General features: G+C 49.4%; 27 protein-coding genes. All 27 read right to left on the bottom strand.

All coding sequences use genetic code 11. From position 1 onward, the window contains the following. Positions 1 to 10: 10 nt before the first annotated feature. Positions 11 to 1,114, bottom strand: a complete 1,104-nt coding sequence (locus AXX12_RS09860) for a flagellar basal body P-ring protein FlgI (RefSeq protein WP_066241672.1) — start codon at positions 1,112 to 1,114, stop codon at positions 11 to 13. Between the two features lie 170 nt (positions 1,115 to 1,284). Then, positions 1,285 to 1,857: a flagellar basal body L-ring protein FlgH gene (locus tag AXX12_RS09855; protein ID WP_231881857.1), complete on the bottom strand. Its 573-nt coding sequence runs from the start codon at positions 1,855 to 1,857 to the stop codon at positions 1,285 to 1,287. Between the two features lie 9 nt (positions 1,858 to 1,866). Then, positions 1,867 to 2,844: a flagellar basal body P-ring formation chaperone FlgA gene (flgA, locus tag AXX12_RS09850; RefSeq protein ID WP_066241669.1), complete on the bottom strand. Its 978-nt coding sequence runs from the start codon at positions 2,842 to 2,844 to the stop codon at positions 1,867 to 1,869. Between the two features lie 4 nt (positions 2,845 to 2,848). Then, positions 2,849 to 3,637 carry a flagellar basal-body rod protein FlgG gene (flgG, locus tag AXX12_RS09845; RefSeq protein ID WP_066241666.1) on the bottom strand — a complete coding sequence of 263 codons (789 nt, stop codon included), beginning with the start codon at positions 3,635 to 3,637 and terminating at the stop codon, positions 2,849 to 2,851. 91 nt (positions 3,638 to 3,728) lie between these two features. Next, positions 3,729 to 4,466 carry a flagellar hook-basal body protein gene (locus tag AXX12_RS09840; RefSeq protein WP_066241663.1) on the bottom strand — a complete coding sequence of 246 codons (738 nt, stop codon included), beginning with the start codon at positions 4,464 to 4,466 and terminating at the stop codon, positions 3,729 to 3,731. A gap of 14 nt (positions 4,467 to 4,480) precedes the next feature. Then, positions 4,481 to 5,500 (bottom strand): rod shape-determining protein, encoded by a 1,020-nt coding sequence (mreB, locus tag AXX12_RS09835; RefSeq protein WP_066241661.1) that lies wholly within the window; start codon positions 5,498 to 5,500, stop codon positions 4,481 to 4,483. Between the two features lie 135 nt (positions 5,501 to 5,635). Continuing rightward, positions 5,636 to 5,902 carry a sporulation transcriptional regulator SpoIIID gene (gene spoIIID / locus AXX12_RS09830; protein WP_066243020.1) on the bottom strand — a complete coding sequence of 89 codons (267 nt, stop codon included), beginning with the start codon at positions 5,900 to 5,902 and terminating at the stop codon, positions 5,636 to 5,638. Positions 5,903 to 6,431: 529 nt separating this feature from the next. Then, positions 6,432 to 7,157, bottom strand: a complete 726-nt coding sequence (locus AXX12_RS09825) for a M23 family metallopeptidase (RefSeq protein WP_066241655.1) — start codon at positions 7,155 to 7,157, stop codon at positions 6,432 to 6,434. 260 nt (positions 7,158 to 7,417) lie between these two features. Beyond that, complete coding sequence (gene spoIID, locus AXX12_RS09820; protein ID WP_066241653.1) at positions 7,418 to 8,413, bottom strand: stage II sporulation protein D; 996 nt, start codon at positions 8,411 to 8,413, stop codon at positions 7,418 to 7,420. Positions 8,414 to 8,638: 225 nt separating this feature from the next. After that, positions 8,639 to 9,892 (bottom strand): UDP-N-acetylglucosamine 1-carboxyvinyltransferase, encoded by a 1,254-nt coding sequence (gene murA / locus AXX12_RS09815; RefSeq protein WP_066241650.1) that lies wholly within the window; start codon positions 9,890 to 9,892, stop codon positions 8,639 to 8,641. A 29-nt stretch (positions 9,893 to 9,921) separates the two neighbouring features. Beyond that, positions 9,922 to 10,653 (bottom strand): YwmB family TATA-box binding protein, encoded by a 732-nt coding sequence (locus AXX12_RS09810; RefSeq protein WP_066241645.1) that lies wholly within the window; start codon positions 10,651 to 10,653, stop codon positions 9,922 to 9,924. Positions 10,654 to 11,025: 372 nt separating this feature from the next. Beyond that, positions 11,026 to 11,445 carry a F0F1 ATP synthase subunit epsilon gene (locus AXX12_RS09805; RefSeq protein WP_066241643.1) on the bottom strand — a complete coding sequence of 140 codons (420 nt, stop codon included), beginning with the start codon at positions 11,443 to 11,445 and terminating at the stop codon, positions 11,026 to 11,028. A gap of 3 nt (positions 11,446 to 11,448) precedes the next feature. Beyond that, complete coding sequence (atpD, locus tag AXX12_RS09800) at positions 11,449 to 12,861, bottom strand: F0F1 ATP synthase subunit beta (protein WP_066241640.1); 1,413 nt, start codon at positions 12,859 to 12,861, stop codon at positions 11,449 to 11,451. A gap of 11 nt (positions 12,862 to 12,872) precedes the next feature. Continuing rightward, positions 12,873 to 13,739 (bottom strand): ATP synthase F1 subunit gamma, encoded by an 867-nt coding sequence (gene atpG / locus AXX12_RS09795; RefSeq protein ID WP_066241636.1) that lies wholly within the window; start codon positions 13,737 to 13,739, stop codon positions 12,873 to 12,875. Between the two features lie 6 nt (positions 13,740 to 13,745). Beyond that, positions 13,746 to 15,266: a F0F1 ATP synthase subunit alpha gene (gene atpA, locus AXX12_RS09790; protein WP_066241633.1), complete on the bottom strand. Its 1,521-nt coding sequence runs from the start codon at positions 15,264 to 15,266 to the stop codon at positions 13,746 to 13,748. Positions 15,267 to 15,268: 2 nt separating this feature from the next. Next, complete coding sequence (atpH, locus tag AXX12_RS09785) at positions 15,269 to 15,835, bottom strand: ATP synthase F1 subunit delta (RefSeq protein WP_066241630.1); 567 nt, start codon at positions 15,833 to 15,835, stop codon at positions 15,269 to 15,271. Next, entirely contained in the window at positions 15,829 to 16,332 is a 504-nt protein-coding gene (gene atpF / locus AXX12_RS09780; RefSeq protein WP_066241627.1) for a F0F1 ATP synthase subunit B, read from the bottom strand. Before atpF ends, atpH begins: the two co-directional genes overlap by 7 nt. 75 nt (positions 16,333 to 16,407) lie before the next feature. Next, positions 16,408 to 16,659 carry an ATP synthase F0 subunit C gene (atpE, locus tag AXX12_RS09775; RefSeq protein WP_066241624.1) on the bottom strand — a complete coding sequence of 84 codons (252 nt, stop codon included), beginning with the start codon at positions 16,657 to 16,659 and terminating at the stop codon, positions 16,408 to 16,410. A 105-nt stretch (positions 16,660 to 16,764) separates the two neighbouring features. Further along, positions 16,765 to 17,421, bottom strand: a complete 657-nt coding sequence (gene atpB / locus AXX12_RS09770) for a F0F1 ATP synthase subunit A (RefSeq protein ID WP_066241621.1) — start codon at positions 17,419 to 17,421, stop codon at positions 16,765 to 16,767. Between the two features lie 9 nt (positions 17,422 to 17,430). Continuing rightward, entirely contained in the window at positions 17,431 to 17,826 is a 396-nt protein-coding gene (locus AXX12_RS09765; RefSeq protein ID WP_156478625.1) for a hypothetical protein, read from the bottom strand. A 2-nt stretch (positions 17,827 to 17,828) separates the two neighbouring features. Continuing rightward, on the bottom strand, positions 17,829 to 18,068 hold the full coding sequence (locus AXX12_RS09760; RefSeq protein ID WP_066241614.1) for an AtpZ/AtpI family protein: 240 nt from the start codon (positions 18,066 to 18,068) through the stop codon (positions 17,829 to 17,831). A 310-nt stretch (positions 18,069 to 18,378) separates the two neighbouring features. Continuing rightward, complete coding sequence (wecB, locus tag AXX12_RS09755; protein WP_066241611.1) at positions 18,379 to 19,539, bottom strand: non-hydrolyzing UDP-N-acetylglucosamine 2-epimerase; 1,161 nt, start codon at positions 19,537 to 19,539, stop codon at positions 18,379 to 18,381. A gap of 201 nt (positions 19,540 to 19,740) precedes the next feature. Continuing rightward, a complete protein-coding gene (locus tag AXX12_RS09750) occupies positions 19,741 to 20,772 on the bottom strand; it encodes a glycosyltransferase family 4 protein (RefSeq protein WP_066241608.1) in 1,032 nt (343 codons plus the stop codon). 424 nt (positions 20,773 to 21,196) lie between these two features. Next, positions 21,197 to 22,489, bottom strand: a complete 1,293-nt coding sequence (locus AXX12_RS09745) for a CitMHS family transporter (protein WP_066241605.1) — start codon at positions 22,487 to 22,489, stop codon at positions 21,197 to 21,199. A gap of 106 nt (positions 22,490 to 22,595) precedes the next feature. Continuing rightward, positions 22,596 to 23,693: a beta/alpha barrel domain-containing protein gene (locus AXX12_RS09740; protein WP_066241602.1), complete on the bottom strand. Its 1,098-nt coding sequence runs from the start codon at positions 23,691 to 23,693 to the stop codon at positions 22,596 to 22,598. A 25-nt stretch (positions 23,694 to 23,718) separates the two neighbouring features. Beyond that, on the bottom strand, positions 23,719 to 24,930 hold the full coding sequence (locus AXX12_RS09735; RefSeq protein ID WP_066241599.1) for a CaiB/BaiF CoA transferase family protein: 1,212 nt from the start codon (positions 24,928 to 24,930) through the stop codon (positions 23,719 to 23,721). 303 nt (positions 24,931 to 25,233) lie between these two features. Beyond that, on the bottom strand, positions 25,234 to 26,631 hold the full coding sequence (locus tag AXX12_RS09730) for a sigma-54 interaction domain-containing protein (RefSeq protein ID WP_066241596.1): 1,398 nt from the start codon (positions 26,629 to 26,631) through the stop codon (positions 25,234 to 25,236). Between the last annotated feature and the right edge of the window lie 85 nt (positions 26,632 to 26,716).

The following is a 26,716-nucleotide window of genomic DNA, read 5'->3' as shown; positions in this document are numbered from 1 at the left end:
GGCTGCCTCCTTACATTAATGTTAATTCAGCGTGCAAGGCTCCTGCCGCCTTCATCGCCTGGAGAATGGAGATGATCTCACGCGGTGAAGCACCGACAGCATTAAGCGCTTTTACGACATCGCCGACATGGGCGGTCGCAGGCAACACAATCAGGTTAGCTGGTTCTTCTTTTACCTCAATGCTGGTCTGATTGACAACAGCAGTTTGTCCGTCGGAGAAGGGTGCTGGCTGTGAGACTTGCTTTTCAGAGACAATTTTGACCGTTAAGCCACCTTGGGCCACCGCTACTTCGCTGATGGCAACGTCTGAACCCATGACCACGGTGCCAGTCCGTTCGTTGATGATAATCTTCGCGGCAGCATCTGGCTGGATGGGTAGTTCTTCAATCGCGGCAATAAATGCAACAAGGCTTTCGCTTTGGCCTGTCGGTATGTCAATAACCACAGAACCGGCATCGCGGGCGTGACTAATCGTACCAAAGCGGCGATCAATTGCTTCGCTAATGCGAGAAGCTGTGGTAAAGTCTGGCTGCATTAGTGATAGTGCAATTGAACCGTTGTTCACAAGCTGTACACTGACATCACGTTCAACAATGGCCCCACCGGGGATTGAGGCAACAGTCTGAAAGTTTTTCATCTGGCGCGAACCACCGGCGCCGACGGAAAAACCGCCGATCGAGAGAGGTCCTTGACCGACAGCGTAAACCTGCCCGTTTGCCGCCTTAAGCGGTGTTTGGATCAGGGTGCCGCCTTGCAGGCTTTTCGCATCGCCGAGAGAAGAAATCGTAATATCGATGGTATCGCCTGGTCGGGCGAAAGGCGGCAGCTTAGCTGTCACCATAACGGCAGCGGCATTTTTCGGTTGAAGCTGGGACATGTTAGCAATTACGCCGAAGGATTTCAGCATATTGGCAATTGATTGCACAGTGAAGTCGCTCTTGTCAGAGTCACCGCTGCCTGACAGGCCAAGGACCAGTCCGTAACCGACCAGTTGGTTGTCACGCGCGCCCTGCACACGGGCGATATCCTTCACGCGGACGCCGGGTGCGGCGGCGACTATACCTGTCATCAACGTTATTAGTAAGAGCGCGCAAAGCGCTACTGTCTTTCGCATAGAATTCTCCTTCTTTACGCAAGAGTAACGGGAGGTACGTCGGGAAGATTACGTTTTAGCGCAAAGTGCACAGAGGGCTCGTAGAGGGCAGAGAGGATTTACTTTTAACAAAGCCACGTATCCCTCTGCGAACCCTCTGAGTACTCTGCGTGCTCTGCGTTAACGTCCCCCTAGAACAAGAAGTTAAATAGCGAACTCAATATGCCCTGACGCTGTTTGCTGGAAAGTGGGCCTTTGCCGTCGATCTTGAGTTCGGCATTGGAAACATAGTTGGATAAAACAGTGTTGTCAGCGGTGACATCATCCGGGCGAACGATGCCGGAAATTGTTATCCGTTGCTCATCTGAGCCTTGTTTAATCGTTTGCTTGCCGGACACGACCAGATAACCGTTGGGCTTGACTTCAGTAACTTGGACGGTTATACGACCGCTCACGATATTGGTATTACTGATCGAACCGCTAGCTTTAAATTGATCGCTATAGGTTGCGCCAAGCGCCGGGATGAAATCCAATTTTCCTGTCCCGTCAGCTAAGTTTGTATTCGATGATTTGCCATTTGAGGTATCACCAGACCGCTTGGCAGAAGAGACCTCGCTAATGATTATCGTAATTATATCACCGACCGCATGGGCTTTTCGGTCAGAAAACAGGCTGCCGCTATCACTCCAAAGCGAAGCAGCGTCACTGACAGGCGTGAAAGTGATTAAAGCCACCATCAGCAGGGCTAGTATCCGTATCGTCACAGAATCACCTCATTTGTGTTCATACAAAGAAACTTCCACCCGTCCTTTATCAACCACGCGGGCGGTAACCAATCGTCCAGTAGCGGTATTGCGGACAGAGATCAACTGCCCGTTACGACCATCATTTTGCGCTATTCCCGGAGCAGCGGCCTCAACCCCGCCATAAGTAGCGGAAATGATAACAGCGGTTCCTCGTTTAATCAGCACTGGTTTGTCAAGATGGGCAGAATAAATGACCGAACCGGCTGACAGCGATCGTTTGACGACCAGGCCATTAGTTTGATCAAGACTAGTCAGATAGCCAGCAGGTAAACGGCTAACTTCCATCCAAGACAACCGCACCGTATCGGGACTGAGAGTTTCACGGGCGGCAATCGCAGTGGTCGCAGTTACAACCGAGGTGAAGCGCTTGATCTCGTATTTGATCGGCATCCGACTGAACAGAACACCATCAGCTGACACGATCAGATACGCTGTCTGTGGTACGCCAAAGCGAACGCTTTGTCCAGCTATTTCATAGTTGAGAACGCCCAGCGGCGCCACTAGATCGGGTATCTCTTTTAGCAGTGAAATTGAGAGCTCCTCTTGCGGTCGCACCGGCAATTTTGCTTTCAGTTTTGCCAGCGCAGTGTCTGCCAAGGTTTGTCCACTAAGCACCTGGCCGCCGGCGGCAATGCTGATCATCTCTGGAACTGATCCCCATTCTACTCCGCTGAAGCCAATCTGACTTGCGGCTAGTCGGGAGGTAAGTATTTCGCGGCTGAGCAGTGTCGTAGCTCCCGGCAATGGCGCGCTGCCCAAGGTAATCTTTTGCAATGCTGCAATTTGGGATACATCGTCGCCTTCAATCAAGGCGATATCGCCTAGTGTGATCTGTGGTCCCGTAATCAGGGCCTCATTTTTTATGGAAACTCGAACTGCGGAGTAGCAGATCGTTGATAGCAGAAAGAGCGCCGCCAGTATCAGCGCCGCAACTCGCTTAAGCATTACTTTAACGTTTTAAGCCGGCCGCTATGCCGAGCATCTCATCAGAGGTGGTGATTGCTTTCGAATTCATTTCATAGGCCCGCTGAGCCACGATCATGTTGACCATCTCGTCAACGACCTGGACGTTCGACATTTCCAAGTAACGTTGGACAATGGTACCCGCCCCATCCTGCCCAGGGTTAGATGCCGTAGGGGCACCGGAAGCATTGGTTTCTTGCAGCAGGTTGCGTCCCATACTCAATAAACCAGCTGGGTTGATAAAACGAACTAGTTGCAATTGACCGATTTCCTGGGACGCAGTATTGTTCGGCAACGTAACGCTGACCACACCGTCAGCAGCAATCTCAATCGAGGTGGCGCCTTGTGGGACAGCAATGGCCGGTTCAAGCTGATAGCCCTCAGAAGTTACTATGCGGCCTTGGGAATCAGTCTTAAACGATCCATCGCGAGTATAGGCCAAAGTGCCGTCGGGCATGGTCACCTGGAAGAAGCCATCACCCTCGATCGCCATATCCAGCGGATTACCCGTGTTTTGAAAGTTACCCACGGTATAGAGCTTTTGGGTGGCAACTTGCCGTACACCATGACCAATCTGAATGCCAGTTGGAATCTGCGAATCAGCACCTGAGTTAGCGCCTGGTTGGCGCACTGTCTGATACATTAAGTCTTGAAAATCGCTGCGGCTTTTTTTAAAGCCGGTTGTATTTACGTTGGCAATATTATTGGAAATCACATCAATATTGGCCTGCTGGGCTACCATGCCTGAGCCTGCGGTCCAAAGGGCTCGCATCATATTGGGGTTCCTCCTTTAATTGCTTTATATTCGGTTGCCTCAGTCATTCGGTAACCGGGAGGCCTCCCTATGGTCCAGCCTCCATTGTTAATTAGATTTTACCGACTTCATTTACTGCTTTATCAAGCAGTTGATCATGAGCCTGCACGGCTTTCGCATTGACCTCGTAAGCGCGGTAGCCATTGATGAGATTAACCATCTCACTGACAGCGTTAACGTTAGACATTTCAAGAGTACCTTGACGTACCAAGCCGGTCGCCTGTTTTTGACCTGCACCAGTGTCCTGAAACAAACTGGAACCTTCTTTGATCAAACGTTTCTCATCATTAAACTCGGCTAAACGCAGTCTACCAGCTTCGATGCCATCAACACTGACAATACCTTCCTCGCTGACAGTAACGCTACTTCCATTGACAACCAAACGGCCATTTTCAGCTAAAACAGCATGTCCATCAGCAGTTGTCAACTCACCCAAGCTGTTGCGGGAAAACGCTCCATTACGGGTATAGCGCACTCCTGCTGGAGTTTCGACGGCAAAATAGCTTTGGCCTTCAATGGCCAAATCGAGTGGGTTGCCTGTGTGTCGCATCATCCCCTGAGTATGTATGGCCACGATTTCATCAACCTCAGCACCGGTTCCGACACTGCCTACCGGCTGCACTGGCCCATCATTAATCCTGCTAATCAACATGTCTGCAAAAGACTTGTTGACTGCCGCATCTTTTTTGAAGCCAGCAGTATTCACGTTGGCGAGGTTATTTGCCGTTGCATCAGTGCGAATCGACTCCGCCAACATACCTGAGGCAGCAGTGTAGATGCCTTTGATCATTCGCTCACCTCCCTTTAATCACGCCGATTTCCTTGTGTCACACTATCGTGAAGTGCCTCCATGCAATCTAACGCTTTGCCAGTGCCGATGGCGACACAGGAGAGCGCATCTTCAGCCAAGTAGGTAGGAATACCGGTTTCCATGGTAAGACGCTTGTCCAGTCCATGTAACATAGCGCCACCACCGGTTAACACAATTCCTCTGTCGACAATATCTGCCGCCAGCTCAGGCGGAGTACGCTCGAGCACTCCTTTAACACAATCGACAATAGCTTGTACCGTTTCAGCCAAGGCGGACGCGGTTTCCGCAGTAGTAATTCGCATCGTTTTCGGCAGACCGGAGATCAAATCCCGCCCGCGAATATCAATCACTGCATTGAGGTCATCCGGATAAGCGCTACCGCAGTTAATTTTGATTTCTTCAGCAGTGCGCTCGCCAATCATCATATTGTATTCTTTCTTTACGTAACGGACAATCGCTTCATCAAATTTATCGCCAGCAATGCGTATCGAATCGCTAACGACTATCCCGCCAAGACTAAGTACGGCGACATCTGTTGTGCCACCGCCAATATCAACGACCATAGAGCCGCAGGGCTCAGAGATGTCTAAACCTGCCCCCAAGGCTGCAGCCAGTGGTTCTTCAATCAGATAGGTTTTTTTTGCGCCCGCTCGCATAGCTGCCTCCAGCACAGCGCGTTTTTCCACAGTCGTCACACCGGATGGAATGCAAATCATAATCCGAGGTTTAGAAAACCAACTTCGTCCGGTTACTTTTTGGACAAAGTGACGCAACATTGTTTCTGTAGTATCATAATCTGCAATAACGCCTTCACGCAGTGGACGAATAGCAATGATGTTTCCCGGAGTTCGACCTAACATACGGCGTGCTTCTTCGCCAATCGCCAGGATGCGGCCGCTGTCGCGATCCATTGCAACAACTGACGGTTCCTGAAGGACAATGCCTTTACCTTTTACATATACGAGTACATTTGCCGTTCCTAAATCCACGCCTATATCTAATGAGCCAAACATATTGATCCCCTTCCACTGTGCGGTGTACTGCTTGTCTGCTACTGACCGAAAAAACCGCGCGCCGACACTACGATGCGCAGTAAGCAAACCAGTGCAAATGTACTTCCTTATTTCTACATATAATGATAAAGTCCTCTAATTTTCGTCTGCATCTTTGTCGTGTTTATATTTTTTTCGCGTGGCTTCGCCGCCACGGATGTGCCGTTCCGCTTTGTTTAGATCGAGAACCTGCTTCACCTGATTTGCCATGTTCTCATTTATGCTTGGCAGTCGTTCGATCATGTCTTTGTGAACTGTACTTTTGCTGACGCCAAAAACCCCCGCCGCTTGCCTGACAGTATGCTTGCTGTCCAAAATGTGGCGGCCAATGTCTAATACCCGTTTGCGGATATAATCTTTCACTTTTTCTGTTCCCCCCTGCCCATTTTTGTTAATATATATGCGGACAAAATCAAGAAGATGCAAAAATTCCCGGCGGGGCGCTGATAAGAGCCCATCTGCGTTGTTGCCCCGCGAACCCATTGCTAGCGTACGTTAGTACGCGTCGCGGCTGGGTTCACGTGGCTGCCTAGCATCTGGACCCTTCTAAGCGCCCGGCCAAGAATTTGGGCGTGTCAGGGTAGGGGGAGGTGAGAAACGAAGAAAGGGACGATCGCTTTGCTGCGCTCGCGATGATGGGGATGGCATAACGAAACAGCCGCAAACAAAGACGATATCGTCTTTGTTTGCGGCTGTTGAGAACCCTGTTCCCAGAGCGTTCAGAAATGTCCAGATGCTAGGCGCGACGAGGATTACGCCGCGTCGCGTACGCGGGGTACGCAAGCAAGTAACCGCAGGAGCGATTGCGCAACTCTTGGCGCTTCAGCGCCTTAGAGTTGGCGGCATACCCCTTGCGGGTGCAACGCAGATGGGCGTTTATCAACGCTCTGCCTTAGCGACTGGGTAAAACCTCGACCGGGTTGACAAACTGGCCGTTTTTCTCTATAGCCAGGTGGATATGGGGGTACGGTTCTTGGAACGACTCGCCGGCAGAGCCGATGGTTTGGCCGGCGATGACCGGGTCGCCGGGTTTGACTGTCGCTGTGGCTAGCGAGCCGTGGTGAACCGTCCAGGAACCAGCGGAGACGATTACCGTTAAGCCGGTTCTTGCGTCTTGTCGCAGTTCGGTCACTTTGCCGCTTAATGCGGCCGTGACAGGTTGTCCTGCTGCGGCGGATAAGTCTACTCCAATGTGGTAGCGCCAGTCTTTCAGCACAGGATGCTCTTGCCAGCCAAATTCGTGGTTGATCGCGCCTGGGGTCGGCCAAGCGCTGGGGTGGGCTGGGATGACGGGTTCAGGAGTTGACAGGGAGTTGTTAGCTACGGATTTACGCTGGGCAATTTGCTTTGTTGCAACTTCTGAAGGATCGCGCTGCAGCAATTGAGACGGCAGCAGTTGATCTTCTGATAAAGGCCGTAAGGGGATATGACGAGCCTGCTCATAGGGTCTGGCTGTCAGTATTCCAGCCGCCACCGTTATCGAGAACAAAACCGCCAAACCAGCCAAGCCTGAGGCTAGCCAAATGCGCCGTCCGCTTAAACCGCCAGCCATAAATTGCTTTTTCTTATTTTGCCAATATTCGATAGGCCAAAGTCTCTGTGATATGCGATTGAGCATACTACGATCACCTCGATCATAGTATGCCCATTTATTGGCGCTGTTAAAAGTTCCATGCGGGATAGGTACGGTAGCACTAGCCCCACTAGCGTCACTAGCGCCACTATGACGACGGGGCAAGAACGACGGACGATAGTGTTGCCCACAATGTGGGCAACATAAAAACCGTACCCCGCATAGTGCCGCTCGTGCCGTTCATGGCGTTCGTGCTAACCGTTCTCCGTCCCCGTGCCGTTCGTGCTAAAACGTCCCCCGGTCGTTCAGTGGCTTGACGCCTTTTCCACAGTCACGCCACTATAATAGTAAGTTAATATGTCTTTATAGGTTTTGCCTTCTTTGGCCATGCCGTTGGCGCCGTATTGGCAAAGGCCTACGCCGTGGCCGTAGCCGGTGGTGATGAATTCGAGACCGGCTTCACCTTGGCGGATGGAGAAGGTGTTTGAGCGCAATTCAAGCTTTTCACGCACTTGTTGACCAGCGAAGATAATACCGCCGATGCGGACCTTGTCTACCCGGCCGGATTCAGTCTTATCGAGCACTTGTGCCACTTGGCCGCCAGTACTGACTGCAGCAGTTTTAACATCTGTTCCTAGACGTTTGTCGAGTTCATCCAGACTGTAAGCCTTCACATCCAGGTAGCGGGGGGATTGCTGATCCCAGGTACAGGCTACGCTGCGCAAATACGGAAAATCGTAACCCCAAACTTCTTTGGCACTGGCTGTTTTTTCGCCACTGGTAGAATGGAAAACCGCATTAATCGGCTGTCCCTGAAAAACCACGACCATAGAGCGCGTTCCATCAACTGCCTGATTGATTTTGGGCCAGTATTTCTGGTAACCGGCAGCGCCCCAGCGTTGTTTCATTTTTTCCTGACTAATCCAGGCTTGGCCTTGGGCCTGACGAAAATCGGTTGTAATGTCTGCACCAGGTTTATCTGCATAACCAGAGCCGCCGAATGCGCCCATGTGTTTCACAGCAAACGTTCGGGCTGCCACTGCTTGGGCTTTAAGCGCTTCAACATGAAACTCTGCCGGCATTTCTGCAGCAACAACGCCCTGCACATACTCTTCTAAATCCATGTCAACAATCCGGTCTTCCTCATGCAGGTAAACTTTAATTTTGATATTGTCTGCTTTTGATTTGACACCGCGGCTGGCATAATCTCCCGGTCCCCGCAAACTCATCACCACCAGCATGGGTATAAAGATAACAATAACTGCCACTCCTAGGATCATCGCACCTATCCCGTATTTCATTGACTGCCCTCCGTGTTGACAACCTATTTCTAATAGGTATGCATGGCAAACAACTGATATGACAAACTCGTATGGAACTAAAAGGGAGCGGCTTCTAAACCACAGAGTACGCAGCGTTCAAAGAGGACCCGCAGAGGGCTATAGTTTTATGTGGTAGCCTCCGTTTTTGGCAAATTAAAGAGAGGGACGCAGTTCGCGTCCCTCTCGGCTTGAAAATAAGTGCTATTACTTTATTCGTTCCAGGTCTGCTCCCAGTGACTGGAATTTTTCGACTAAGTTTTCATAGCCGCGGTCGATATGGTGCAGATAGCCGACTTCGGTTGCACCGCTGGCGGTTAGTCCAGCTAGCACCAGCGCAGCGCCAGCGCGGAGATCGGTAGCTTTTACCGGGCAACCTGTCAGGTTGGCGACTCCTTCAACAACAGCAACTCGTCCGTCAATTTTGATGTTGGCGCCCATTCGTTTTAATTCGTCAACATGCATAAAGCGGTTTTCGAAGACAGTTTCAGTAACCACGCTCGCTCCTTTGGCAATAGTCAGCATCGCCATAAATTGAGCTTGCATATCGGTAGGAAAGCCGGGATATGGCAATGTTTTAATATCTACTGCCCGGAACAGTTCATTTCGCCGCACTCTGACCCCCAAAAGATCTTCCTCGATCTCAACGCCGGCTTCTTTCAGTTTGGCAATTACCGGCTTTAAGTGCTCGGTGATGACATTTTCCAAGCGGATATCGCCACCAGTCATGGCAGCCGCAACCATATAGGTTCCTGCTTCTATGCGATCAGGAATAACCGCGTGACATGCTCCGTGCAGCTCACTGACCCCGTCAATTTTAATGACATTGGTGCCAGCCCCTCGCACACGAGCACCCATGGCGTTGAGATAGGTCGCCAAATCAACAATTTCCGGTTCTTCCGCCGGATTCTCAATCACAGTCTGGCCTTTGGCCATACTGGCTGCCATCATAATATTTTCAGTGGCGCCTACGCTAGGGAAATCCAGGTATATTCTCGCGCCAGTCAGACCGCGCGGCGCTCTGGCTTCAATGTAGCCATGACCTTGGATAATCTCTGCACCTAACGCTTCAAACCCTTTGAGATGCAGATCGATCGGTCGAGTACCGATAGCGCAGCCGCCTGGCAGGGAAATTCTTGCTTGTCCGATGCGAGAAAGCAACGGACCCATGACTAAGAAGGATGCTCGCATCTTGCGAACCAGTTCATAAGGTGCTTCACAAGTCTTAATATCCCGGGAGTCTACTTTTAATATTCCGGGCGAATACTCAACCGGAACGCCAAGCTGCCCCAATACTTCAGAGATGGTATGAACATCTTCCAGGTTTGGTATTTCTTCAAGGGTACTCGGCGTGCTTCCTAATAGCGACGCAGCGATAATAGGCAGTACTGCATTTTTGGCGCCGCTAATTTTTACCGTACCGTATAAACGCTTTCCCCCGCGTATGATTAGCTTTTCCACATAGTCTTCCTCCTGCAGAACGTCAATGGTTAATATTCCTGGACAATAATCGGAGTTCCAAGAGTAATATAAGTGCGATTATCAGTTGAGCTATAACGTGATGCCATATTAATGTTTACTCTAGCGTCGCCGATTACCAAGCCACCGTTCAGGCGGGGTGAATAGCCGCTAACGCTAGACACCTTAGTATCATTCATTTCATTAATATGCTTCACGTTCAGCAAAGCGAAGGAGTGTGACAGGATATCCCCCCATTCGCCATTATTCAGTTTACCATTAATCCAGCCTACCAAGCAAGAGTTTATCTTAGGTATACCGCCGGTAGAGTATAAAATTTTTGCGGCCTGTTGTTCTAAATTGGAAATTTGATCAGTCGACCCAGAAATAGTAACCATCATAAACGCTGCAGAATCGTCCTTGCGAATGGTTGTCGCAATCGCCTCGCGACGGTCCATCGTGACCTTTACAGCACGCACGATGTCGTGTTCTTCTGTACTGTTGGTTTCAAATTGGTAACTTTCCGGCTTTTCACCTTGAGCAATAATTCCTTGGCAGATACTACTCTGGAGTGCAGCCACAGTCCAACTTCTGGACGGCATCCTAGTCCAACCATGGACACTACTTTCCTGCAAATTCGCTCCGGCTTCACGTAAAACCCTGTACAGCAACTCGCTAGAGTTTTGTTTAGAAACTCCACCACTAATTAAAAACAGGGGCAAAAGAATGATGCCAATAAGTGCTACTCCCCGCAAACAGCGCATGCGTTATGCTACCCTCCGCAATTACATTCCTACGCTGATTGTTACCAGTAATGATATAGAGTATTCATGTTAAGATATAACAACATTATCGGGCGCTGATAAGGGCCCATCTGCGTTGTTAGGCTCGAAAATCTATTGTTTGCGTACCCGCCACCGTACGCCCGATGCTAACAAGTTTTATGTCTCATATTCTAACCCAATCTCATAGGTAACGAGCTACTGCTAGATTTCCGATCCTGCCTAGTGATGCTACTCTGTTTATGTAAAACAGTGTATCTTTTAGTCTCATGGATAACAACATAGGGCCCTTCTGAACGCCCTAGGAGACGTCTTTACAACAAAGCAGGCTGCCTACGGCAGCCTGCTTTGTTGTTAGTCATTAACTTTTGCTTGTCCGGCTACTTTTAGTCTCACAAGAGCGCGGCGCAATGCTGCTTCAGCGCGATCAAAGTCGACGTCTTGATTACGGTTTTGCAAGCGGGTTTCAGCCCTAGACTTAGCTGCTTCGGCCCGTTTTACGTCGATTTCACCAGGTAATTCGGCGACGTTGACGAGAATCGTGACTGTATCGTCTTTCACGTCCATGAAGCCAGCACCAAGCGAAATCTGCATTTCAGTGTCATCTTGCTTAACACGCAGTGGGGCAATCTCAAGGGCGGTAATGAGCGGAGCATGGCCTGGTAGTATACCGGTCTCGCCATCGACAGCCCGGGCGATAACCATGGAAATACCATCACTGCTGTAAACTACGCGCTCAGGGGTGACTATGTCCAGACGCAATGTTTTGGCCATAGGTTATTCCCCCTTCATTTTGCGTGCCTTTTCCACTGCCTCGTCAATTGTGCCAACCATATAAAACGCCCCTTCCGGGAGATCGTCATGGAGGCCGTCAATGATTTCCTTAAAGCCGCGGATAGTCTCTTTCAATGGGACATATTTGCCCGGCGAACCAGTGAACACCTCAGCGACGAAGAACGGCTGGCTAAGGAAACGCTGAATTTTACGGGCGCGGGCAACTGTCAGTCTGTCTTCGTCTGAGAGTTCTTCCATGCCCAAGATTGCAATAATATCCTGCAATTCTTTATAACGTTGCAGCACTTCCTGCACGCCGCGGGCGACCTGATAATGCTCATCGCCAATAACGTGCGGATCAAGGATACGAGAACTCGAATCCAGCGGATCAACTGCCGGATAGATGCCAAGCTCGGCGATCTGACGCGATAGAACTGTGGTCGCGTCAAGATGGGCAAACGTCGCCGCAGGCGCCGGGTCAGTCAAGTCATCGGCAGGAACATAGACTGCCTGTACTGAGGTGATGGATCCTTTTTTGGTCGAGGTAATACGCTCTTGCAGGGCGCCAACGTCAGTGCCCAGAGTAGGCTGATAGCCAACGGCAGACGGCATGCGGCCTAAGAGAGCTGATACTTCGGAACCGGCCTGAATAAACCGGAAAATGTTATCAACAAACAGCAAAACGTCTTGCCCCTGCGTATCACGGAAGTATTCTGCCATTGTCAGTCCAGTCAGACCGACACGCATACGTGCACCGGGAGGTTCATTCATCTGGCCGTAAACTAGCGCGGTTTTGTCAATAACGCCAGATTCCTTCATTTCTGCCCAGAGGTCATTTCCTTCACGAGTACGCTCGCCGACTCCGGCAAAGACGGAGAAGCCGCCATGCTCGGTAGCGATATTACGAATCAGCTCCATGATTAGAACTGTCTTACCTACGCCTGCGCCACCGAACAAGCCGATTTTGCCGCCCCGGGAGTAGGGTGCAATCAGGTCAACAACTTTAATACCAGTTTCGAGAATTTCGGTTGAAGTTTGCTGTTCGTCAAATGCAGGCGCTGGCCGATGAATCGGCCAATAGTCATCTGCTTCTACTGCATCTGGATTATGATCGACAGGCTGGCCGAGCACATTGAAAACACGGCCAAGAGTGCCTTTACCGACCGGAACTTTTATCGCCGATCCGGTATCGACGGCCTGCATGCCGCGCATCAGGCCGTCAGTGGATGACATGGCTACACAGCGGACAGTATTATCACCCAGATGTTGCATGACTTCAGCTACGATGTTCACTTTGATCCCGGCGTTGTCGCCTTCAATGACGACAGCATTATAGATGGCGGGAAGCTGCTCAGGCAGGAATTCCACGTCAACAACCGGACCAATGACTTGGATTACACGACCGGTGTTATTCACAAACAACCTCCTTACTTCAGCGCTTCAGCGCCGCCCACGATTTCCGTGATCTCGCGGGTGATGTTAGCTTGACGCACTTTGTTGTAGTTGAGAACGAGCTTTGAAATCAAATCTTGTGCATTATCAGTGGCAGAACTCATGGCCATCATCCGCGCGCCTAGCTCGCTGGCGGCAGATTGGATCAGAGTCCCATAAATAACAGTTTCGAGATACTTAGGCAGAAGCAGTTCAAGCACTTCTTGGGCTGACGGTTCAAAAATAATTGTTTCTAGTGAATTATCGTCAGCCTCATCATCGCTTGCTTTGCGAGGTGTATCCATAGGCAATAATTTCATTGTTGCCGGCCGGAAGTGACCAGGCGAGAAGAAGCGGGTGTAAACAATATGAATCTCGTCATATTCACCAGACGTATAGGCAGTTGCCATCTCTTGCGCCAATCGCACCGCATCCTGATAGCCAGGCCGCTCTGAAAAACCGGTATACTCCCGGTCAATGGCATAGCCCCGGCGCTTAAAGTAATCCCGGGTTTTGCGCCCAACAGCGTTGATCCCGACATTATCTTTCCCAGACACGAATGGCAGCGCTTCCTTAATAACATTTGATGAATAGGCGCCAGCTAGGCCCTTATCAGCGCTCAGAATCAGATAGCCGATCCGGTTCACTTCCCTGACGGTTAATAACGGATGGCTGACATCTGACGCGTGTTGCGCCACGTTAGTCAAGACCTCGATAATCTTATCAGTATATGGCTTGGAGGCTAGCGCTTTCTCCTGCGCCTTTCTGAGCCGCGCGGCAGCAACCATTTTCATGGCTTTGGTAATTTGCTGTATGTTTTTTACACTTTTGATGCGGCGGCGTATATCTCCTGTGCTTGGCATCCGCTATCACCTCGCCGCTTCAGTTGTAAATGTGTCTTGAAATTCCTTTATGGCTTTTTTTAGAGCCGCTTCAGTTTCATTGTCCAAGGCCTTTTTCTCACGGATCGCCTTGCCAATCTCCGCATAGCTCGCGCGCATAAACTTCAGGAAATCTGCCTCGAACTGGGGAACCTTATGCGGGGGCACAGTATCAAGATGTCCGTTGACACCTGTGTATATGCTCATGACCTGTTCTTCAACCGGGATCGGGCTATATTGCGGTTGCTTTAACAATTCTGTCAAACGGTGACCGCGATCAAGCATTGCCTTGGTCGCTTTATCCAGGTCTGAACCAAATTGGGCAAATGCTGCTAATTCGCGATATTGAGCCAAATCTAGACGCAAGCTGCCGGCAACTTGTTTCATGGCTTTGATCTGAGCCGAACCACCAACACGAGAAACGGAAATACCGGCGTTAATGGCCGGACGGATACCGGAGTAGAACAGTTCACTTTCCAGGAATATCTGACCATCTGTGATCGAGATAACGTTCGTCGGTATATAGGCGGATACGTCGCCTGCCAGTGTCTCGATAATCGGCAAGGCAGTAATCGATCCCGACCCTAGCTCGGCAGAAAGTTTAGCCGCACGTTCCAGCAACCGCGAGTGTAAATAGAACACGTCGCCAGGATAGGCTTCACGTCCGGGAGGACGCCGCAATAGTAGCGACATGGCACGATAGGCCTGAGCATGTTTTGACAAATCGTCGTACACACACAGTACATGGCCGCCTTTATACATAAAGTATTCGCCCATGGCTACGCCAGCATACGGGGCCAGATACTGCAATGGTGCGCTGTCAGAGGCAGTCGCGGCAACGACGATGGTATACTCCATAGCGCCGGCTTCCTCCAGGATATGAACAACCCGGGCAATAGTGGATGCTTTTTGACCAATAGCGACATAAACACAGATAACGCCTTGACCTTTTTGGTTCAAGATCGTATCAACGGCAATAGCCGTCTTGCCTGTACCACGGTCGCCGATAATCAGTTCGCGTTGACCGCGGCCGATCGGGATCATGGCATCAATTGCTTTTATGCCTGTCTGCAGTGGTTCTTTAACCGACTGGCGGTCGGCAATACCGGGAGCATTGTACTCGACCGGACGAAACTCTGTTGTCTGAATCGGTCCTTTGCCGTCAATCGGCTGACCGAGAGCGTTGACAACCCGTCCAACCATGGCTTCGCCAACCGGCACCTGCATAATGCGACCGGTACGACGTACGGTGTCACCCTCTTTAATCAGCGTTTCACCGCCAAGGAGAACGCCGCCGACAGTGTCTTCTTCAAGGTTAAGTACTAAACCATACACACCGTTCGGGAATTCCAGCAGTTCGCCAGCCATGGCCTTTTTCAAACCATGGATGTGTGCGATGCCGTCGCCGACTTCGATGACGGTACCGATATCGTCCACATTGAGGTCGACCTGATAGCTCTCTATTTGCTGTTTAATAATCGCTGTAATTTCTTCTGGCCGCAGTTTCATATTCAGCCTGTCACCCCAATCTTTGTCAGTGGAATCTTCGTCAGCGCAGCTTTGAGCATAGTAAGTTGACGCGCCACGCTGCCGTCAATCAACTTATCGCCGATTTTCACAACAACGCCACCGATGAGGCGTTTGTCGACATGCTGCTGAACCTGTACCGTTTTGCCTGTAATCGCGCTCAGCTTCGCGGCCAAAGCTTGTTCTTGCTGGTCAGCAAGCGGCAAGGCGGTTGTCACATCAGCGATGACAATGTTGCGCAGTTCATTAGCAAGTGAAGTGTATTCGCGAAGAATGGCCGGCAAAGCCGCTTCCCGGCGCTTATCAACTAACAGCAGCAGGAAATTTAACACAATCGCATGCAGTTCGCTGCCAAACAACTGCACAATTGTCTCTTTTTTTGCAGCGCCAGGAACCAACGGATGATATAACAGAGTGTATAAATCATTATTTTGTTCAGTCAGACTGACCACCATGCTGAGTTGTTGCTCCGCATCGTCAAGAATGCCTTTTTCTTTAGTCAGCTCGCATAACGCTTGTGCGTACTTGACAGCTAGCTGATTGCTTAACATGGCAATCCACCTTGTTTCTGGTCATCCAACTTACTAATAAATTCATCCACCAGTCTGGCGTTAACTTTTTCATCAACGCTCTGACCGATAACCTTAGTGGCGGCAGCGAGAGACAATACGACAATTTCACTGCGAATATCTTCAAGCGCTTGCTGGCGTTCGCGGGCAATTTGCTCCTGCGCCGCCGCAAGCAGACGGGCATGTTCCTCCCGAGCGCTGGCGATGATCTCAGTTTTTGTCTCTTCTGCTAGTTTCATAGCCTTATCAACGATAGCTAACGCATCGCTCTTGGCTTGCTGCATTTGATTCTGATAATCTGCTTTCATTTGCTCAGCCGCAACCCGATCGCGCTCGGCGCTTTCCAGGTTGTTAGTAATGCGCGCCTGGCGCTCGGCTAAGGCCGCAAGCAGCGGTTTCCATGCCAGCTTGGTTAATAGGAATAGCAGAATGAAAAAATTTATAATTTGCGCTAACAGCGTTGCATTCAGATCAATCAAACAGTAGCATCCCCTTTCTTGCGTACAAGGGAGGCGACGGCAGGAACTCCCGTCCGTCGCCTATTACACGCATTTTTACTTCAAAAACGGGTTGGCAAATACCAGAACAATGGCGATAACGGCGGCAATGATGGGGATAGACTCGATCAAACCAACCGAAATCAACATGGTTACCAGAATGGACTGTTTCGCTTCCGGTTGTCTGGCAATGCTCTCAATCGCCTTCGTAGTTACGACGCTGTCGCTCTTGGCGGCTGCAAAGGCAGCAACGCTGGCGATAATCGCAGCAGCAAAGACGGAACAGCCAACGATAATAGCTTTTTCCATACTAGTCTCCTCCTTTCTGTGTTAAAAGTAGTAAGGCGGGGATTGTAAAATATGCCTAAGTGGCAGAGATAAGTTAGGTTAGTTACTTAGAACCTTTTCAATGCCCTAGTGATTGTCTTGGAGTGCATTGGCTAGATAGGTCATCGACATAATCGTAAAGATCATGGCTTGTACAATGCCGACAAAAACGCTAAACGCCAGCCAAGCTGTAGGAATAACATACGGCACTAGCATACCAAGGATGACGATAAGAATCTCGCCTGCAAAGATATTACCGAAAAGACGAGCGGACAGCGTAATCGGCTTGGAAATCTCTTCAATGATGTTAATCGGCAAAAATACGATACTCGGCTTGATAAAATGGCTAAAGTGGCCGAGGATACCCTTGTTTGCGACACCCAGGTAATTAACGGTTAAGACAATCATCACCGCCAAGCCTAAGGTACAGTTTATATCGTTGGTTGGGGAAGTCAGGCCGGGAACCAAGCCAAGCCAGTTTGCAATAACAAGGTAAATGAACAGGGTAATAATCAGCGGCGCGACTTTTCGCCCTTTAGGCCCGATGTTATTGTCCACTTGGTCCAGAAGCGCTTCGACAATCATCTCAATAAACAACTGCCAACGGCTGCGAGGAATGACCGCAACTCTCCGGGTTGCCAATATCGCCAATACTAGTACGATGGCACTGGATAGCAGTGTCATATAAATGGTGTCCATGTGAAACGTCATTCCCAGAAAGTGCGCAATTTTGTGTGGATGCATCTGTATAAATCACTCCTTTCTGTAGAAAATTCGGTAAACTGAATAGGCGGCAGCATAAACAAATATGCTAATCTGAAAAGAGAAGAAACCAAATAGTGCAGCCAAAAATGAAATTCCCTGAACAGAGCGAGAAATCGCCAGAATGACCACTACGATTAACAAACGGGCGACCCAGCCTGAGCGCAACGAGGATTCACTAGGAACCGATGGCTTGTCTAACGATACTAGCAACTGGCGATACAGCATCAGCACATAACAAGCACTGCCGGCTGCCCCTAACAGAAACCCAGCTAAAAGACCAGAATTTCCGGTGAGAACCATCAATAGACTAAGCAGCACTATCCATGCCACCATGTAAATGAATAGGCGCGGCAAATCACCGCGTCTGCTGTGAAGAGTTGTCATACTTACTTGTCTTTCTCGTCGTTATTCTCGTTAGTCGCGTCGAGGACGTGACGGCAAAGCGTGCGCAGGCCAGCAGCCAAACCCAGCCCGGCCCCCATAGCGACTCCCCACGGGGAAGTACCTAGCCAGCCATCGATTAGCCTGCCAATAAAGCCGCCAACCAATGCATTAACTGCCATGGCAAACCCCATCGTGCCTGCCATCGACAGCGCGGCCATAACTTGGCGCATGCCATCTTTCATCCCTGTTCACCCGCGGTTCAAACTATTCGTTAGGATTCCCTAATACAGTGGTTTTCATGAATTCATGTAGTATGACACTTAGAAAAAAACACCAAGGTTTTGTTTTGCAGAATTAATCAAAACAAACCGTGGCGCTCTTACTTACGTCTCCTACTATAGGTAAAGAGACCGCAAGAACAGTCTTCTATATTTTCAACAGAGCATGATAGCTGTGTCGTCCATACAGATAACTTATATCCGACTTAGTGTATTCGACAATTTGCTCGCGAATCCTGCTTGCTTTGCAGAAAAACAAAATGTTTTTTTCGTTTCAAAATCTATCGTGAAATGGCTGAGGTCTAACCGGAGCCAAATCATTTCGCCAAAGCAGGGTTTGCACAATGCGCGCCGACGCAAGACCGTCGCCATAGGGATTAACCGCCTCAGACATTGCGCGATATTGCGATTGGTCAGACAACAGGGCGGATGTTTCCCTGTATACAGTTTCTTCTGCCGTGCCAATCAGTTTTACTGTACCTGCGGCAATAGCTTCCGGCCGTTCGGTGGTATCACGCAAGACCAGTACCGGTTTGCCTAGCGCCGGAGCTTCCTCCTGGATGCCGCCAGAATCAGTCAAAATAAGCGTTGAACGAGCCATCAGGTTCGCAAACGGCTGATAATCAAGCGGATCGCAAAGATGTACCCTAGCAATACCGCCAAGAACCGAATTCACCACTTCCCGCACCTTGGGATTCCGATGCACGGGAAAAACAATCTCGACATCGGGAAACTCACCGACAATTCGTTTAAGCGCCTGATAGACTTGACGCATCGGTTCGCCCAAATTTTCTCGCCGGTGTGTGGTAACCAAAATGACACGTTGCTTATGGTAGTCAATAGAGGATAACAGGCTATCACTAAATTGATACTGAGAATCCACTGTTGCTAATAGGGCATCAATAACTGTGTTGCCAGTGACAAAAATATCAGCTTCAGAAACCGCCTCAGAAAGCAGCGACTGACGCGCAGTGGCAGTGGGAGCAAAATGCAAATCTGCCAGAGAACCGGTAAGCTTACGATTCATTTCCTCCGGAAAAGGAGAGTACTTATTTCTAGTCCGCAAGCCAGCTTCAACATGGCCGACAGGAATCTGTTGGTAATAAGCTGCCAACGCGCCAGCAAAGGTTGTTGTCGTATCACCATGGACCAACACCATGTCTGGACGTTCAGTTGATAGCACGTCACGCAGTCCAACCAGGGCGCGGCTGGTAATATCATAAAGAGTCTGCCCCTCAGACATAATATCCAGGTCATAGTCGGGCTTAATGCCAAACAGGCGCAAAACCTGATCAAGCATCTCGCGATGCTGAGCTGTTACCGCCACCACCGGCGTAATCTGATCCGGATACTTAGCCAGCTCGAGCACAACTGGCGCCATCTTAATCGCCTCAGGCCGAGTGCCGAAGATTGTCATGATTTTGAGTTTTTTCATACTGTTCTCCTCCACCAATACTAAGAAAAACCGCGCACGGTCTTCGCATTCCCTTTGCGCAGGCGCGCAGCGCCCTTCGCATTTTCGCGGCCAATCACTATCGCTTCTTGTCTTATTTGGCTTTTCAGCCCCCAAAAACTAGAAATTCTGATATGTATAAGAAGGCAGGCACATTGCCTGCCTTTAGTCAACTATTTAATTTTAGTGGCTTTCTGCCGAGCCCACATCTTTCAGTACTCCAGTCTTCCGCGCAACTACGCCGGCGAGTACCAGCAGCAGCAGCAGGATGAGAACTGTGGAATACAGATTAGCTTCAGTCAGCAGGATAGCGCTGACACCAAGACAGGCGCTAATGACATACATCAACAGAACGACTTGTTTTTGAGTCAACCCCATTGCCAGCAGGCGATGGTGCAAATGGCCCTTGTCTGGTTTAAATATCGGTTTACCGCTGTTAAAGCGGCGAATAATCGCAAACGCAGTATCCATAATTGGCAGGCCCAGAGCGACAATCGGCACAACCAACGCAATGGTTGCCGCACTCTTAACAGTCCCCAGCGCTGACACCGCTGCCAGCATATAACCTAAGAACATGCTTCCTGTGTCACCCATGAAGATCTTCGCCGGGTTAAAATTATGCTGTAAAAAGCCAAGTGCGCTCCCAGCCAGTGCGGCCGTGAAAATCGCCACAGTCCAAAAGTTTTGTTGCGCAGCCACCAACATAATCGTAACAGAGGCAATGGTGGAAACCCCTGCTGCCAGGCCGTCGAGGCCATCAATTAAATTCACCGTATTTGTTAAGCTAATTATCCAAAGGATAGTCAGCGGAATAGACAAATAGTCGAGATAAATCATACCGCCAAACGGATTGGTCAGCCATTCGATCCGAACGCCAAACAACATTGGCACACAAGCCGCTAAAATCTGGCCAAACAATTTAGTTTTGGCAGGCAATTGTTTCAAATCATCGATAATACCAACAGCCAAAATAACAGTGCCGCCAAGAAGAATCCCGAACAGTTCGCGATTAATATGAACACTTGCCAGGACTGCCAACAAAAAGCCAGCATAAATCGCCAGACCACCCATGCGCGGAATCGGCTCTGTATGCACTTTGCGCGCATCCGGCTTATCCAGTGCCCCTGCTTTAATGGCAAGACGCTTGACATACGGAGTCAGTAAATAACTTGCAGCCAAAGCGACTGTAAATGCTACAATATAAATTTCCGTCATTCGTCTCACACCTCTTTTCTATGCAAACATCATTGTACCCAAGCCAACCGCCTGTGTCAATGACAGTTTGCTAACGATTTACATATAATTAAATCCTTGATAGTCTCTGCCACTATGTGGAATGCTATACCTTGCGTTTCTTAAGTCTTATGTCACCTAATATTTTAGCACAAGTTATGCAGGTTGTATACGGGGGATTGGCTGCGGGCGGCGGGCTCGTAACTCTAAGCTAATAACCTGTAGATATCTGCTCATAGCTCATAGCTCATAGCCCGCAGCCCGTGACCATAAGCCAACAGCCAATAGCCCATCCCTCAGCAAAAGCATTGCTAATTTAAAGGGGTTAAACGCACTTCCCGCGTTTAACCCCTTTGTTGGTTCAGTTTTGGATCAATGTTAGCAATAAACCATTAACCCTGCTGCACTACATGCGAATCGCGCCGATAAGCAAAGCCACGATTGTCATGACAACAGTGGAACCGAACGCCCACCAGAAGATGTGTTTCTGATGCTCGCCAAGGTCAACACCAGCCATACCAACCAAAATGAAGGTAGAGGCTGTCAGGGGACTGAGCGGAAAACCAGTCGTCATCTGTCCTAAGATAGCCGCGCGACCGATATGAACCGGGTCAATACCGAAGGCCGAAGCCGTTTGGCTGATAATCGGCAGCACGCCAAAGTAATAGGCGTCAGGCGTAAATACCAAGCTCAGCGGCATGCTTGTCAGGGCAACGATAAGCGGCATAAACGGACTCAGAGCGTCCGGAATCAGAGCGACCAAGGTTTTTGACATGGCGGTGATCATTTTTGTTCCCGTAAGAATGCCAGTAAAGATGCCTGCCGAAAAGATCATCGAAGATACAAAGACAACATTGTTGCCCTGTGCAAGAATGCGATCCATCTGATCTTTTGGATGGGGAAAGTTTACAATTAAGGCAATCGCATAGGCTACCATAAACAGTATAGGTAGCGGCATGAGATTCTGAATCAGTGCAACAACCAGTACCAGTGTGAGGATAATGTTGAACCATAGCAGATTGGGTCTGCGCAGTTTGGCTTCTTCTTCAGTCAATTTAACTTCATGCTCAAAGTTCAGATCAAGGATGCCAACACGGGCCCTTTCCTTTTTACCAAAGTAATAGGCAACGGCAAATACCCAGACCAATCCGACAAGCATGGCGGGAATAATCGGGTTAAACAGAGTAGCCGAGTCAACGTGCAGAGTTGTCATGGCTCTGGCAGTCGGTCCGCCCCAAGGAATCAAGTTCATGACTCCTGCACCCAAACAGATCGTGCCTGACAGAACCAGACGGCTCATGTTCAAACGTTGGTAGATAGGTAACATGGCCGAGATGGTAATCATGAAGGTAGTGGCGCCGTCGCCATCAAGAGAGACCGCTACCGTCAAAAATGCTGTGGCCAGGACAACCTTCAATGGATCGCCTTTAACAAAACGAATCAGACGCTCGACAAGTGGCGCGAACATTCCGACTTCTAGCATTAGACCAAAATAGAAAATTGCGAAGGTGATCATAATACCTGTCGGAGCCACCTTGACAATGCCGTCAAGCATCATTTTGCCCATGGTTGCGCCAAAGCCACCAACAAGAGCGGTAATGACGGGGACGATAATGAGTCCCATCGAGACCGAGACCCGCTTGGTCATAGTAAGAAACAGAAAGACAAAAACCGTTAAAAACCCTAAAAACGATAACATACTAGCCCTCCTCTTTTTATCTTAGCACTTAAGTCAAGACACCCGGCAGCTAGAACGATTATTTCAGGTGGAAAGAATCCCACCTGAATCTTCGCTAATGAGTTCACTATTCAGGGAAAACCTGATCGGATTTTTCTCCTAGTCGCTCTTTTCTTTCTTTTAGGCCTTTACGCTTGTAGGAATCATTCGGTTCTTTAGGAATCCGGCCGTGCAATATGGCGGCTGAACGCAAGCGACGGCCGATAGTCCGTTCAAACAATACACCCAGCTTTAGAATCTTATCAACATCGATTCCTGTCTCAATACCCATCTCTTCCATCATCAGCAGCATATCTTCTGTGCTGACCAGTCCGACCGAATTCGGATCTTTGTAGTAATAACCTCCGGTTCCCGGAATTGGGCAATCATCCATGAAGTTGGCGGGTTGGCCGCCCAGACCGCCGAGTGTGCTTTCAAAAATGCAAATACCTGCCTGAAGAGCCGCCAGGACATTAGCAAGTCCCCAACCGCGGGTGGTATGGAAGTGCGCCAGATGCACGTCAGGATTCGGAATAGCGTCCAACAGCATAGCAAAGTAACGGTATGCCTGATCAGGAGACGATGACCCGTCGTGGTCGGCATGCTCGATATCAGTTGCACCGATATCCAGCCAATGCTTGGTAAAAGCAATAGCATCCTTCATGTCTGTAGGCCCGGAAATCGGACTACCCCAGATTGTACTGACAGTGCCATTGACCTTGAGACCGACATCAGTTGCCTTTCTGATGCAACGCTCGGCTTCTTTCCAATATTCAGGCAATGTGAGGCCAGAATTTGCGTAATGATGCTGTTCATCGGTTGAAACCATCATCAGAATTCGATCAGGACCGCAGCCGCGTTTTTTCAATTCAATCGCCCGGTCTACCGCACTCTCACGGATTGTGACAGTTGTCAGTTCAATATCGTTCCAATTGACGCCTGCGCGACTGAGAGACTTGCTGTTTCTGACTCTCTGCAGCAGCTCCTCTGCATCTCTAAACTGCGGCATATTATGCGGGTTGCCCAAGTTGGTCAGTTCGATCCGCTTAACGCCTGCCAGAATTAGTTGTTCTGTATAATACAATTTAGCATCAGTAGATATGAATTTCTCCTCATGCTGCAAGCCATCACGAATCGTGATATCACCGATTTTTACCTGCTTGGGATATTTCATCGTAAAATTCATGATATTTCTCCTTTACTAAGATTATTTATCCTAATGCACCACTTTGCTTCAATCGCGCAATAGCCGTTTCGTCCATTCCCAGAACACTGCTGAGCACATCATCATTATGTTCGCCCAGGGCAGGCGCACCTTGGCGCACTGAAGCTTTAGTCTCTGAGAACTTAATCGGACATGCCACTACTTTCATGTTTTTGCCAACTGGTGTGGAAATCTCGACAAACATTTCCCTGGCCCCTGCTATGTGAGGGTCGTTAACAATTCTTGACACATCATTAATCGGGGCGCTGGGGACGCTTTTGGCCAAAAGTGTCTCCACCACATCATCAACCGTGCGCGTTATAGTCCAGGCTGAAACCAGCTCAGTAAGGCCTTGATGATTTTTTACCCGGTCGATATTGTTTTTGTAATCCGGATGTTCAATCAGATCCTCTCTGCCGATTACTTGGCAGAACCGTTTCCAGACCGCATTGTTGCCTACCGCAATAACAGCCCAGCCGTCTGTAGCCGGAAACGAATCATAGGGAGCAATGAATTCATAACGGTTGCCGATCCGGCCAGGCACTCTGCCTTCGACCAGGTAAATCTGTAGAATTGTCTCCATCGCGCTAACGACAGAGTCAACTAACGAAACATCGACACTTTGACCGCGGCCAGTTACGTCTCGCCCCTTTAAGGCAGCCAAAATGCCAATACAGCAATTCAATCCGCCAAGAATATCTCCCATGGCTGTACCACTGCGGGTTGGCGGCGAGTCCGGCCAGCCAGAGACGCTCATCAATCCGCCCATGGCCTGCCCGATAATGTCATAGCCGGGACGTTCTGTGTAGGGTCCATACTGACCGAAGCCCGAAATGGAGGCGAAGACCAGTTGCGGATTAATCTCCTTCAAGTCTTCATAACCAATCCCCAACTTCGCCATCGTACCTGGCTTATAGTTCTCAATAACAACGTCAGCCTTCTTCACCATTTCCTTAAATAACTGTTTACCTTGGTGATGTTTGAGATCAAGAGTCACACTCTGCTTATTCCGGTTCATGTTGCCAAAATATGTGCTGAAACCATCAATAAACGGTGGATAGCCCCGCGTGTCATCACCTTTTCCCGGTTCTTCAATCTTGATGATCTCAGCCCCCATGTCTCCTAGCAGCATGGTACAGAATGGGCCTGCCAAAACACGGGTCAAGTCTAATATCCGGATACCAGATAAAGCGCCGGGTTTAATACCTGCTGAATTCATAAAATTCTCCTGCCTTCCGTTGTGTTCAAGGGTAACTCTGATTGAGGACTGATCTTTGTCTGTATATATAAGCATGAAGCATGCCAAAAAGCCGATTGTAATGACAAAATCCGAGCTTGTCCAACGATAAACCCGGTAAACATCTGCCTCCAAATTCAGAAGAAAAAGCACGCGGCAATAAAAAAACGCTCTAATGAGCGTTGCCAGCGTGCATATACCTAGTATATCTATTCAAATATTCTAATTATTTTTAATACTTTCTTCTATTTTTCTAGAAACCCGGAATAGGCGCCGGCCTCCCCGTTAACGGCGCGCCTTATTATATAGTGTTGCCAGTGAGATTCCCAATTCCGCCGCTATCAACTTCTTCGCTTCCAAGCTCTCTCCATGCTTCAGCAGCATGGAGAGGATAACCGCCTGTTCTGTCTCTTCCAGGATCTTCTTTAAGCTACCTGAGAAGTTTCCGCTGTAACTATTGCTCTTGCCGGACGCAGAAGCCTGCAATGAGACGGGCTGATTTAAGGCGGATTTAGGCAGGTGAATAATGGCAATTGAATCACTATCACAAGTATAGGCGGAAAACTGAATTACATTCTTGAATTCCCGGATATTTCCAGGCCAATTATAACTCTCCATCATGGCATACGCGGAAGGAAGAAACGAGATTCGTCTGCCGTTACGTTTGCACCATTCGCCCAAGAAATGATCGGCCAGCGGCTTCAAGTCTTCCCGTCTACGGCGAAGGCTAGGGATTTCTAGCGCCATTGCCGACAGACGATAGTACAAGTCCTCGCGGTATTTACCTTCTTTGGCCAAGGTTAACAAATCCTTATTTGTTGCCGCAATGACCCGGATGTCCACGCCTTCTTCCGTGGAGGACCCCACTCTTCTCAGTTTTCGTTCCTGCAAAACCCTGAGCAGCTTAGCTTGCATATCATAAGGCAAATCGGCAATCTCATCCAGCATGATCGTGCCGCCATCAGCAACAGAAAATAAACCGGCTTTACCTCCCTTCAGTGCACCGGTAAAGGATCCGCCAGAATAACCAAACAGCTCGCTTTCCACTAAAGGCGAGCTAAGAGTAGAGCAGTTAACCGCGACAAACGGCTTAGCAGCACGTGAACTGGCATTATGAATCGCCTGAGCAAACAACTCTTTCCCTGTTCCGCTCTCGCCGGTAATGAGAATGTCTTCATCAAAGCCTGCCATGCGCCGGGCCAAATCGACAGCATGTCGAAATTCACCGGAGACGCCAATGGCATCCTTAAAGGTATAGCGAGCCTGATAGGCGCTGTTAACAGCAGCTTTTAACTCACGGTTGGTCTGAACATATTTTTCCATTTCTTTTGACAGGCGCTGAATCCGCGCAATTCCCTTGACGACAGAGATACCGCCGATAATTATGCCGTCCAAACGGATTGGCGCCATATCCACAACATACTCAACATTACCCTCATGGCGATAAACACCCAGTCTTGACTGACCACTCTTAATGACCTGCGGCAAAACACTGCCTGGACGCACACAGGCCAAGGATTTCCCAATGATGTCTTCGCGCTGCAATCCAGCTGTCGTTAAATATCCCTCATTCACATAACGAACAATTGCATCCGCATCAGCAATTAAAACGCCTTCATATATTGCCTCGATCAAAGCGTTCGTCGCATCAGCCACGCCAAAAAAATCTGTCATTACATCCATACTCTCGCACCTCCGCCAGACCCGCACACGGTTTTCCACTGAATACAGTGTACCATATCCTGGATAGGGGCGCCACGCCTTCCGT

Source organism: Anaerosporomusa subterranea (assembly GCF_001611555.1).
Lineage (GTDB): Bacteria > Bacillota > Negativicutes > Sporomusales > Acetonemataceae > Anaerosporomusa > Anaerosporomusa subterranea.
This window is presented reverse-complemented; position numbering and strand designations above follow the sequence as displayed.